Source organism: Vibrio tarriae, assembly GCF_002216685.1.
GTDB lineage: Bacteria > Pseudomonadota > Gammaproteobacteria > Enterobacterales > Vibrionaceae > Vibrio > Vibrio tarriae.
Map to the genome: position 1 here is coordinate 1,607,134 of NZ_CP022353.1, position 11,781 is coordinate 1,618,914.

At 46.2% G+C, this 11,781-nt stretch carries 11 protein-coding genes; 9 read left to right on the top strand and 2 right to left on the bottom strand.

Features of this window, described 5'->3' with window-relative positions:
- Positions 1–150: 150 nt before the first annotated feature.
- The 3 genes from CEQ48_RS12980 to CEQ48_RS12990 all read left to right on the top strand — a co-directional run bounded on the left by CEQ48_RS12980 (position 151) and on the right by CEQ48_RS12990 (position 3,339).
- Positions 151–2,106 (top strand): ATP-binding protein, encoded by a 1,956-nt coding sequence (locus tag CEQ48_RS12980; RefSeq protein ID WP_089071537.1) that lies wholly within the window; start codon positions 151–153, stop codon positions 2,104–2,106.
- Positions 2,103–2,600, top strand: a complete 498-nt coding sequence (locus tag CEQ48_RS12985; protein WP_001031962.1) for a response regulator — start codon at positions 2,103–2,105, stop codon at positions 2,598–2,600. The genes CEQ48_RS12980 and CEQ48_RS12985 overlap by 4 nt, the downstream gene beginning before the upstream one ends.
- 190 nt (positions 2,601–2,790) lie before the next feature.
- Positions 2,791–3,339, top strand: coding sequence for a hypothetical protein (locus tag CEQ48_RS12990; RefSeq protein WP_044127304.1), 549 nt, complete (start codon positions 2,791–2,793; stop codon positions 3,337–3,339).
- 97 nt (positions 3,340–3,436) lie between these two features.
- Here the strand turns inward: CEQ48_RS12990 and CEQ48_RS12995 are convergent, their stop codons facing one another.
- The gene (locus CEQ48_RS12995) at positions 3,437–4,024 is read right to left on the bottom strand and encodes a TfoX/Sxy family DNA transformation protein (RefSeq protein WP_044128132.1); all 588 of its coding nucleotides are present in this window, start codon (positions 4,022–4,024) and stop codon (positions 3,437–3,439) included.
- Between the two features lie 378 nt (positions 4,025–4,402).
- On the opposite strand from CEQ48_RS12995, the gene CEQ48_RS13000 reads away from it, so the two are divergent.
- The 5 genes from CEQ48_RS13000 to CEQ48_RS13020 all read left to right on the top strand — a co-directional run bounded on the left by CEQ48_RS13000 (position 4,403) and on the right by CEQ48_RS13020 (position 9,865).
- A complete protein-coding gene (locus tag CEQ48_RS13000) occupies positions 4,403–5,323 on the top strand; it encodes an HDOD domain-containing protein (protein ID WP_044128133.1) in 921 nt (306 codons plus the stop codon).
- A gap of 20 nt (positions 5,324–5,343) precedes the next feature.
- On the top strand, positions 5,344–6,249 hold the full coding sequence (locus tag CEQ48_RS13005) for a LysO family transporter (RefSeq protein WP_044128134.1): 906 nt from the start codon (positions 5,344–5,346) through the stop codon (positions 6,247–6,249).
- Positions 6,250–6,437: 188 nt separating this feature from the next.
- Entirely contained in the window at positions 6,438–6,947 is a 510-nt protein-coding gene (locus CEQ48_RS13010; RefSeq protein WP_000826868.1) for a hypothetical protein, read from the top strand.
- 109 nt (positions 6,948–7,056) lie between these two features.
- Positions 7,057–8,703: a pyridoxal-dependent aspartate 1-decarboxylase PanP gene (gene panP / locus CEQ48_RS13015; protein ID WP_000253193.1), complete on the top strand. Its 1,647-nt coding sequence runs from the start codon at positions 7,057–7,059 to the stop codon at positions 8,701–8,703.
- A 307-nt stretch (positions 8,704–9,010) separates the two neighbouring features.
- Entirely contained in the window at positions 9,011–9,865 is an 855-nt protein-coding gene (locus CEQ48_RS13020) for a MurR/RpiR family transcriptional regulator (RefSeq protein ID WP_001093848.1), read from the top strand.
- A 90-nt stretch (positions 9,866–9,955) separates the two neighbouring features.
- Here the strand turns inward: CEQ48_RS13020 and CEQ48_RS13025 are convergent, their stop codons facing one another.
- Positions 9,956–11,203: an iron-containing alcohol dehydrogenase gene (locus CEQ48_RS13025; protein ID WP_032473039.1), complete on the bottom strand. Its 1,248-nt coding sequence runs from the start codon at positions 11,201–11,203 to the stop codon at positions 9,956–9,958.
- Between the two features lie 307 nt (positions 11,204–11,510).
- Between CEQ48_RS13025 and CEQ48_RS13030 the strand changes: the two genes are divergently transcribed.
- Entirely contained in the window at positions 11,511–11,774 is a 264-nt protein-coding gene (locus CEQ48_RS13030; protein WP_000498418.1) for a GrxA family glutaredoxin, read from the top strand.
- Positions 11,775–11,781 lie beyond the last annotated feature (7 nt).

Sequence of the window (11,781 nt, forward strand, 5' to 3'; positions counted from 1 at the left end):
CAACATTTGTGCAAACAACGGGAAAAGTATGAATCAAATCAGAGTATTGAATTGCAACAGTCTTGATTGGAAATTCTCCAACTCTGCTCCCACTTCATCAGCGCCATCCCTGCTAAAGTAACAGCGTGAACCCTTGCCAGAGAAAAGGTTGTGAATCGCTACGCCCTGCTCATTTTAGATAACAATCCGGTCAGTATTGAACAATGGCGTCAAGAACTGTCTGGTTTTGCCAGTAAATTCGACCTATGCAGCGCTGAATCCATTGATGAAGCTCAGCAGTGGCTTGAATTTATTGAACAACGTGAACAGATCGCCGCGTTAGTTATCGCCAGTCATCACGAAGCGCTCAATGGTGCGGATTTTTTGATTCGATTAGATAAAGTGGCGCACACCAAACACGCTCGCAAAGTTCTGGTGAGTGGTGGACAAGATATCCAAGCCATTCTGAGCGCGGTCAACGAAGGTCGCTTAGACTACTGCTTGACTAAACCACTGCAAGATAACGTGCTACGCAAAACAGCTTTACAAGAACTGACCTCCTTTGTTCTTGAACACGATAAAGACAATATCTTGAGCTACAGCACGGTGTTGGATCAGCAGCGTCTGTTACGCGCGCACATCGATAACAAGATGCGCAGCTACCGTGAAGGATTCATCACGGATTATCACCGCTTATCCGATAGTGAATTAGCCGAAAAAGTGATTGGTGCGCTGTACCAGTTTTTTGATGAGAAAGACGAGACTCAAGCGTGCCGAACCTATTCCGCGCAGCATTTACTGACCGAAGAGGGCGAGCCTAACCGTTTCTTATGGTTTATCACCGAAGGCGAAGTGGCTTTATATAAGCGAGACGATCTTGGCCAACAGCGTGAAGTGGTACGCCATAAAAAAGGCAATATTATCGGCGGTATGTCATTTGTGACTGGCGAACCCTCTTTTTCGACTGCGATCACCCTAACCCAGACTGAAGTGATAAAACTTGATCGTGATGTGTTCGCCAAAGTCATGCATAACGACACCAGCCTACTGCCACTGTTTACCAACTTACTTCTGCGCCATTTTAATCGTCGATTGCAACGCAGCATTACCACGAAACTTGAACTCCAAAAAACGTTGGAGTCTTTAGAGTCTGCCCATCAACAATTGATGGAGCGTGAAAAAATGGCGATGTTAGGACAACTGGTGGCAGGCGTTGCCCACGAGTTGAATAATCCGGTCGCTGCCATTTTGCGCGGTACTGAAACCTTATCCAGCCATATTGGACACTTGATTGAGGGTGAAGAGCGAGCACCAACCGAACAATTAGGTGCGCAATTATTGCAAAAAGCCATGCAGGCTAAACCGATCTCCACTTCCGAAGAGCGTCACAAAGCCAAACAGTTAGAAGAGCTTATTCATCACCGTTTAATCGCCAAAAAAATGGTCAAATTGGGCTTGGATGACGATGAGGCCATGATCCAACTTGCCAAAAGTCGACCGGAAATAGCGCAAAAACAACTTGAACAGCTGGAAAGCTATCACATCACCGGCAGTACTCTGCGTTCAATCCAAGTCTGTGCCCAGCGGATTGCTGACATGGTGAAAAGCCTTAAAGGCTATGCACGCCCTGACGATGAAACTTATCGACTCTCCGATATTCATGAAGGGATAGAAGATACCTTGGTCATTTTTGAAAATCGCCTAAAACGGCATAGTGTCGAAAAAGAGTACGCACAATTACCATTAATCTATTGTTTGCCGATTGCGCTACAGCAAGTGTGGACCAATCTCATCTCAAATGCGATTGACGCTTTTCCTGAACATGGCGTATTGCGAATTGAAACCGAGCAGCAACGTCGTCAAGATATCGACTACGCCGTGATTCGCTTCACCGACAATGGTTGTGGCATTCCACAAGAGTTACAGCAGCAGATTTTTGCCCTCAACTACACCACCAAACGAGAAGGCAACTTTGGTCTTGGGATTGGCCTATCTGTCTGTCAACAGATCATTATGCAACATCAAGGTTGGATTGATGTCGACTCCCAACCTAACCACTACACCACCATGACGGTGTGGCTGCCTTTAATGGCATCCGCACCCACCTTGGCAAGGAGCAAGCCATGAACAAATTTTTGATTTTATGTGTGGATGACGAACGAGAAGTGCTCGACAGTGTGGTGCAAGATCTCGACTGTTTTGAAGAGCATTTCATTATTGAAGCGGCCGAATCGGTTGCGGAAGCGAAATCCGTGATTGAGGATTATCGCCAAGAGGCGATCCCTCTCGCACTGATCCTGTGTGATCACATCATGCCGGAGCAGACTGGCATTCAATTTCTTATTGAGCTCAACCAAGAAGCCGATACCACCAAAACACGCAAGATGTTACTCACAGGCCAAGCCGGGCTGGAAGATACCGTTCAAGCCGTTAACCATGCCAGTTTACACTTTTACATCGCTAAGCCTTGGCATGGCGAACAACTGCGCCAAGCCGTAAAAGAGCAATTGACTCATTACGTGATTGAGAACGAAGAGGACTTAATGCCTTGGATTCAAATTCTCGATGCAGAAAAAATTCTAAATGCGATCGCCGCTAAAAGAATGAGCTTTGGCGAATAGGGAATTTGGCACTCTAATTGCTTAAATTTCATATGAACGACAAAACTCTGACATTTTTTGATAGTAGCTTGATACATCAATGCTTTATGATGTCAAACCATGAACCCGGAGTCGATTTTAAGGCTTCAGTCACTGCAACTTTCAGGTAGTGGCCTTGGAATTAATCAGAAGATAAAGGTTTATCTTAATTATGCGTAAAACAATCGTTGCAACTGCACTACTTCTCGTCGCTGGCTCGGCACTGGCTGAAGGTGAGCGTGATAGCCGTACCGTAATGAGCAACTTTAGCTATGACTATGTAGAAGCGCGCATCGGCGCCAGCCCTATGACTTTTGGTGCTGCGATGAGCCGCTCTGTTCACCCTAATGCTCACCTGATTGGTCGAATCGACTCTGAATTTGAAAGTGACTACGATGTCGCGGCCGGATTTGGATTCCACGCGCCGGTCAATAACTGGGCAGATCTTACCGGTGAAATGCTGTTTCGTTTAGTCGATGATCGCAAACGCTCTAGCACCGATACCGGCATGGAACTAAATATCGGTATTCGCCAGTGGCTAGGACCTCAACTTGAGGTGGGCGGTAAGGCGGGTTACGTCTCTATCGACAACAATGATGATTGGCTAGGCTCAGTGTATGCACGCTTCCACGCAACCGAGCTATTCTCTCTCGGTGCAGAAGCTCGCATAAACGACTTTTACGACGATCAGTTGATGTTCACAGCTCGCTTTAACTTCTGATCCGTTAGCGTTCATCGCGATACAGTAAAAAGCCATAAGCCAGAAATCTGGCTTATGGCTTTTTATGATTGATTGAGAACGTGGGTAACGCTTTAACTTAACGCTGCTCGCAACTTTCTAACAGCTGGCGCTTACGTGGCTCTTGCAGTAGTTTCCAGTGAATGCCTTCAATCGCACCAGCAAACTTCCAAAGTAGTTTCACATCGACATCACTTCCATAAGCTTGGCGCACTTTATTAAACACTTCTGGCGCACCTAAACTCATAAAGGTTTCCACATCGTCAATGCCCGCTTTTTTCACCATACGCTCTAAAGTCAGTTGCATATTGGGTAAATCACGTAGACGACGACTGGCTGCTGAACGTTGAAACTCCCGTTGATTCACAGAAAACTGAATCGAGCGTTCAATGATCGAGTCTAGCTCAGGGTGATGTTGCTCATACAGTTCAGTGATGTCGTAATAGTTTACGGTTGCCGTTGTCTGTTTTTTAACATGGCGATATTTCTCGCACCCTAAAGCCATGAGCTCAGGGTCGAGCTCTTCACCGCCACGCACAAAAATGCGGTCTTCACTGACCAACACATACATCGCATCGTGTTGAAACAGACCTATTCCACCAAACATTGAGCGTTTTTGGTATGTGCCAAACTTAGTTACGTAGTCGAAAAACTGTTGCTCATTCATATCCATTGATCCTTTAATCACGTTCCCCGATTAAGGAAGATCACCAGATAGCAGCAATAAAGCGAAAATAATGAAAGTATTTAGCAAGTCTGTTCAATCGTTCGTATGAGCTTGCTTATTTTGTGAAGCTAATGATAGTTAACGAAGAGAAATAAGTCTGGACTTATCTCACATCAATGTAACGCATCTACGCTACATTATGAGATAAGTATCACATCGTCAGGTTTTTTCTTGCGCTTTCATACTTAAACCATTTTTATTAAATTGCTCAATAGTTCAACGAAAAAGCCAGTTTAACCCGTAAAATGCATGGAACCGTTTGCTTATTTAGTTTAGCGATAGTTAAAATGCTACCAACTTTGCTTGATCGTATATTTTATGAGTCACCTATCTTTTTACTGGTTACCCGAAACCAAACATAAACTCATCCAAGGATTGGAAAGTGAATTTGCGCAATTGGTCGAGCTTTCTATCAGTACCGGAAAAATTTCTCTTCCCCCTATTCCGGATGTGGTTTTAAAAATTCAGCGCCTTTGTGTAGCGGAATCGACGTCAATCTCTGATATCGCTGACACCCTAATTGAAGATCCTGGTCTCGCCGCTATTGTGATTCGCGTTGCCAACTCAGTAGTTTTTAACCGTCGCAACATCACCTGTACCGATATTGTTACGGCCGTTTCGCGACTGGGTATATTGCGAGTTCGTGATATTGTGACAGCGCAAGCTATTGAGCAGTTGAAGTATTCGGTCAACCTCAGTAAAGATTGCAACCGCATCTTATTGAAAAGCGCAACTATTTCTCGCGAAATGGGAGCCACCATGTTACTGGTGACCCAGACATTTAAGTGTGTAGATGCCAAAAAGTACCAGTACCTTGAGCTAGAAAAGGCGTTGTTAGTCGGATTACTAGCAGATATTGGAATATTCTGTCTGGTCAATGAGTACCATTTATACCTGCAAAACGGTAATTATCTGGATCCAACGATCGCGCTGAAAATTTTCCAATCTCAGTGTTCGCCAATCAGTCAATTAGTATTGCGTCAATGGGGATTTGATCATGACTTTTTGGAAGTCGCCTGTAACTCAGAACTGGTGTCTGAGCGAAAAGAAGTCAGCTACCTCGATATTGCGCGTATTGCTCATCACTTACTGATGTTCAGAAAGAAAGACGATGCGATTGACGATCACAATGTGGAAATCAACTCTGAAGGGGCTGAAGTGCTTTACCAACTCAGCAACTTAACTGAAATGGAATTTAAAAATAAGCTAAGTGATGTGATCAGTGCCAGTGGCATCTGAAGTACTACTGTGAGGATGTTATGCTGTCAGGGATGATATTTGTTTTTGCACCACTCGTGGTGGGTTATCTATTTACTCTTCGTAACCCATCTCATCTCCATCGTTTGAGTCGAGCAACCTCGCATCTCGTTTACGTCATCTTATTCTTGATGGGTCTCAGTCTCGCGGGCTTAGATAACCTACAAAGTAACTTACAGACCATTGTCAAATACACGGCCGTTTTTTTCGTGGTGTTAGGGACATGCAACCTCTTAGTCTTACCTTTAGTTGATCGCTATCTGCCACTTAGTACCGATATCACTCATAAAAAAGTCCCGCTCTCAAGCATGATGTTGGAGTCTGCGAAGCTTATTTTGGTGGTCGGTGCAGGCCTGGTGGCGGGTGTGTTACTGAATCAAGACTTACATTGGGTCGAATCCGCGAGCGGCTGGATTCTCTTCCTTTTGCTGTTTTTTATTGGTATTCAACTGCGTAACAGTGGTTTATCGCTCAAACAGATCTTGCTAAATAAGCACGGAATGGTTATTGCAACAGTGATCATCCTAACCAGTTGGCTAGGTGGCGTGATTGCTGCGTGGCTACTTGACATGCCCATTTACCAAGCACTGGCGATGGCCTCCGGTTTTGGCTGGTACTCATTAGCCGGCATCTTAGTCGGCGATGCTTTTGGCCCGGTACTCGGCGGAGCCTCTTTTATGATTGAGCTACTGCGCGAGCTAGTCGCACTGGTGTTAATTCCCATGCTGATCCGGCGCAAACCCTGTACCGCGATTGGTTATGCCGGAGCGACAGCCATGGATTTTACTCTGCCCGTCATTCAAACCACTGGCGGTGTAAAATGTGTTCCGGTGGCGATTGTTAGCGGCTTTATTCTGAGTCTATTGGTGCCGGTTTTGATCCTGTTCTTTGTTTCTCTTGCAAGCTAGATCGCAGGATTTCCCTCTGAGCTCGTTTACAATGTTTCGCCTTGAGATTTACAATTTAGTAAACAATATTTTAACCTAACGCCCCTAAATGATTGGGTAGAACAAGTCTCTTCGAGTTAGGGGTTAAGGTTTATCTCAATGAAGTCCCATCAAGAACGACTAAAAATAACAATTCAAAAGGAAAGATTATGAAACGCCTGAGCACTGTTTTACTGATGTCGGTCGTCTCCGCTTCAGCCTATGCGGATAACACCTGCTTCAGCCAAAAATACGATGCCTACATCGATGCTTCATTGAACTGGTATGCCGATCTCACCAAACTGACCAGTGAACGTAACCCAGATTTAGCCGAAGTGAGCCAATGGTTTTTAGAAGGAAGACAGCACCACTTTGCCTTGAATCGCGCGGCTGTTCATTACTACTTACAACATGACCCAAGTAAAGTCGCAACCACCCAACATGTTGAATCATGGTTAAAACTAGAACAGCCAGAAATCAAACAATTGGCGACACGCAGCGATGAGCTTGGCAAGTTAGCCAGCGTCACCTTTGCCGACCGACAAGCCACACCTCACCCGAAAAATTATGAACTGCGCTCCGCGTTGGCAGACCTGCTCAGTCACCCTAAGCAGATCGAATCGGCGCTGAATCGCTATAATCAGGCGATTGAAAAAGTCGAAGCAATGAAGTGCCAATAATCACACACCAATGCAATCAAGGCTTTCCGAATTAAGACGGGACATTGTTCCCGTTTTGAATTAGATTGTCCCGCTTGAAGCCCATCAATCAGAATAATAACGACGCTGTATGGTATCAGAACACAAATCCGCGCAAGTCAACTTCGATTCTCTGCTCAAGATCTTCACCGTACCGGAAGGTCCAGACTCAACATTAACCAAAATCGATGAAGAGCTTTCTCGCAATTTAAACCACTTCTTGCGCAAACACATTGTGGCAGAAGAAAAGCCGCTCAAAGAGATTGAGAAAGATTTTTCCAACGCGCACATCCCCGAACAGCCTCAATTCGTTTCCGATCATACCCAACATTTACTGGATACTCTGGTGTCACACTCGGTGCACACGGCATCGCCCAGTTTTATTGGCCACATGACATCGGCACTGCCCTACTTCCTGATGCCGCTGTCAAAAATCATGATCGCTCTCAACCAGAATCTGGTCAAAATTGAAACCTCGAAGGCATTCACGCCGCTAGAGCGTCAGGTGCTAGGCATGATCCATCGCTTGATTTATGGCGAGACGGATCACTTCTATCAACAGTGGATGCACAGTGCTGAGCACTCACTCGGCGCTTTCTGCTCAGGCGGGACCATCGCCAACATTACGGCACTTTGGGTTGCTCGCAATAATGCGCTTAAAGCAGAAGGCGATTTCCCCGGCGTTGAAAAAGCGGGGCTCTTCAAAGCCATGCGCCACTACGGTCATGAAGGTTTAGCCATTTTGGTTTCCGAACGAGGCCACTACTCGTTGAAAAAAGCGGCCGATGTGCTGGGTATAGGCCAAGAAGGCTTGGTCGCGGTCAAAACCGATGCGCATAACCGTATCTGCCCACACGATCTAGAGCAGAAAATCACCGAGTTAAAAGCCAATAAGATCAAAGTGTTTGCCGTTGTCGGAGTCGCCGGCACCACAGAAACCGGCAATATTGACCCACTGCGCACCATTGCTCAGATTTGTCAGCGTGAACAGATCCACTTCCATATCGATGCGGCTTGGGGCGGCGCGACGTTAATGTCAAACCGGTATCGTGGGTTGCTTGATGGTGTCGAGTTGGCCGATTCAGTGACCATTGATGCTCATAAGCAGCTCTACATCCCTATGGGTGCGGGTATGGTCTTGTTTAAAGACCCGAATGCGATGCGCTCAATAGAGCATCATGCCCAGTACATTTTGCGTCAAGGCTCTAAAGATTTGGGTAGCCATACCCTAGAAGGATCACGCTCAGGCATGGCGATGTTGGTTTACGCCAGCATGCACATCATTAGCCGCCCAGGCTATCAGTTACTTATCGACCAAAGTATTGAAAAAGCGCGTTATTTTGCCGACCTGATTGACGCACAAGCTGACTTTGAGTTGGTTTCGCAACCAGAACTCTGCTTGTTGACTTATCGATATTTACCCGCGCATGTCCGCATGGCGCTAGAAAAATCGCAAGGGGTACAACGTGCCCAGTTGAATGAGCTACTGAACGAACTCACTAAGTTTATTCAGAAGAAACAGAGGGAAACGGGTAAATCCTTTGTATCACGTACCCAGCTCAATCCACACCAATGGGATAAATTGGCAACCATAGTCTTCCGAGTGGTATTGGCCAACCCGCTGACAACCAAAGAAATTTTGCATAACGTGCTGGATGAACAACGAGAAATCGCGCAACAAGCGCCAAAGTTGATGCGTCAAATCGAACATCTGACCCAATGCATTCTGAACCAATAATCCTTCGCTAAGAGTTACAGCAAACAGAAATAAAATTTCAGTTTGCTGTAACTCTTGCGTCAATCATGGGCTAGAAGCACCAGATATGGGCAACACCACACCTCAAAAGTGTAGTTTTTATAAAATTTAATTGAGGCTTGTCATATTCTCACGGTCTTTCTGAGAGTTTCGTTTCTGGATCCATCACGCTTAGGTTTATACTCGGCTTATTGGCGTTGGTGGGTTTAGCATTTGGAAGCCATTGATTTCTCCCCTATTGTTTCCAAAGCCCAGACCAACGAGTTGTTCTCTAGCCTGCGTGAACACTATGAATACATTAGAAAAAATTCAAAAAAACCTGGAAAATTTTAGCAAGTCTGAGCGTAAGGTTGCCGAAGTGATTATGGCATCACCACAAACCGCTATTCATTCCAGCATTGCTACGCTGGCGAAAATGGCGGACGTGAGTGAACCTACGGTGAACCGTTTCTGTCGCCGCCTTGATACCAAAGGTTTTCCGGACTTTAAACTGCATTTAGCTCAAAGCCTTGCAAACGGCACGCCTTACGTTAACCGTAACGTAGAAGAGGATGATGGCCCAGATGCTTACACCCACAAGATTTTCGAATCGACCATGGCGTGTCTGGATGTGGCGAAAAACAGTTTGGATCCCGTGCAAATCAACCGTGCTGTTGACCTGCTCACTCAAGCAAAACGTATTTCGTTTTTTGGCTTAGGCGCGTCCTCTGCGGTCGCTCGCGATGCACAGAATAAATTTATCCGCTTCAATATCCCGATCAGCTGCTTTGAAGATATTGTGATGCAGCGAATGAGCTGTATCAACTGCACCGATAATGATGTGATTGTGCTGATTTCTCATACTGGCCGCACCAAAAGTCAGGTTGAAATCGCTAATCTTGCTCGTGAAAACGGAGCAACGGTGATCGCGATTACCGCTAAAGATTCACCACTGGACAAAGCCAGTTCATTATCGATCTGTTTAGATGTGCCTGAAGACACAGACGTGTATATGCCAATGGCAAGTCGCGTAGTGCAAATGACAGTGATCGATGTATTGGCAACCGGCTTTACTTTGCGCCGAGGTTCAGGCTTTAGAGAAAATCTTAAGCGCGTGAAAGAAGTGCTGAAAGATTCTCGCTACGACAAACTACCGCCTTACTAGGCCACACACAAAGACAGAATAACGGAGCCCAGTGGCTCCGTTTTCATTTTGAGTCAGAATAGCGATGGCTTCCAATAAGGAGGAATAGGCTCAATGTTGCCCGCTCAACCGGCTCCCTTCCTCTTTTAGCAAATGGCGAATCTCCACCTCACCTTGTGATGCTCGGGGCTCTATCGCCGCAAGTGGTTGACAAGAGCAGACTTGATGCAGAATGTGAGTCAAGCGCTCCATGGTCAAAGGGATCGGGTTACCTTTAATCGCCGTCGATTTCAGTGCATCTGCAGCAACGCGTTCAAAAGAGGTCGCGCAGACACCAAAATCGGTCAAATTAGGAATCGATAATTTTTCTAGCATCATATTGACCCATAAGATGCCATCTTCCACACAGGCATTTTTACGGCCAGTCAGAATGCGCGAAACGATCTTGTAGCGCTGTAGAATATCACTGCGCCCAGCCTCTTTAGCCACATCAATATTTTCTCGCATCACAATCGGCGCAAGTCGCGCGGTAATCACACTGTGTGGCGCATCCAATTTGCCGCCCAGAGCAGAAGCCAATCCATGGGCGGCCCCTAATTTGGCATTGGTTGTCGCCATCCCACCCAGCATGGCAGCGAAGGATAGATCACTCCGTGCTTTTTTATCATCGCGCAAGCAGCCCGCGATCATCGCTCGGCTTAAACGCCGTAACCCTTCCTCACAAATCATATCGGTTAGAGGATTGGGCTCTCCACACACGTAAGCTTCCATAAGATGAGTAAACGCATCCATGGCTCCTCGACCGGACGTCACAGGATCCGTACCGTAAGTCAAAGTGGGGTCAATGATTGCAACGTCTGCTAACATCTCAGGACTGCGCAAGCTAATTTTGACTCTGTCTTGCGCCGATTTCAGCACCGCATTACGCGTCACTTCAGATCCCGAGCTGGCAGTAGTCGGAATCGCGATAAATGGCAGTGGTTTGGCTTTGAGTGGCACACTGCGCCCAACCACCTCAACATAGTCATACACATTACCTTGATTGGGGATAATCGCCGCGACCGCTTTTCCCATATCCAGCACACTACCGCCGCCTATCGCAATCACCATATCAGGTTTAAAGCGACGACCGAGCATCGCGGCTTCTTCAACCATTGTGATATTGGGCTCGCCAGAAACTGCAACATGTTGGTAACGCATGTTCTGCTGTTGTAGATAGGCCGTTAGAGGAGCATAGCGCTCAGCGTTTTTCCCCGAGACCAGTAGCACGCTGTATCCGTACTGGCTGATTATCGAAAGGGAGCTCTCTAGCGACCCCTCACCAAAGATAATCCGTGTCGCGGTCATAAACTGGAACATGCTCCCTCCAAGGCCTTTACACATCCGATAGTGCTAAGCTTGCGCCCAAATGGGAGAAATTTGTTTGACCCAGTGCAACTTGCCGAAATTAACCACAAAAAATCTGCTAGTTCTTGCACAGCCTCACATAGAAATTGAGTATTTTCAATCTCTTCCATGATAACTGCGAGCCAAGAAGAGTGGTGAGAAAAAGCGAGGCATAGAGTAAAACCATTGTTTTTATCTATTAAATCAAGAGGGAAAATCACGCTTTATTTCCCCCTTTGAATCGGGCATAGTACCCGCAAACAAAATGAAGGAGAAAGATATGTTTGTGGTCATTTTTGGTCGTCCTGGCTGTCCTTACTGTGTTCGTGCCAAAGAGCATGCTGAAACATTGAAAGCAAAGCGTGATGATTTTAACTACCGCTATGTTGATATCCACGCCGAAGGCATCACTAAAGCCGATCTAGAAAAAACCATCGGTAAGCCAGTCGAAACCGTTCCACAGATTTTCATCGATGAACAACACATCGGCGGCTGCACAGACTTCGAAGCGTACGCAAAAGAAAATCTAGGTCTATTTGACTAATAAAATG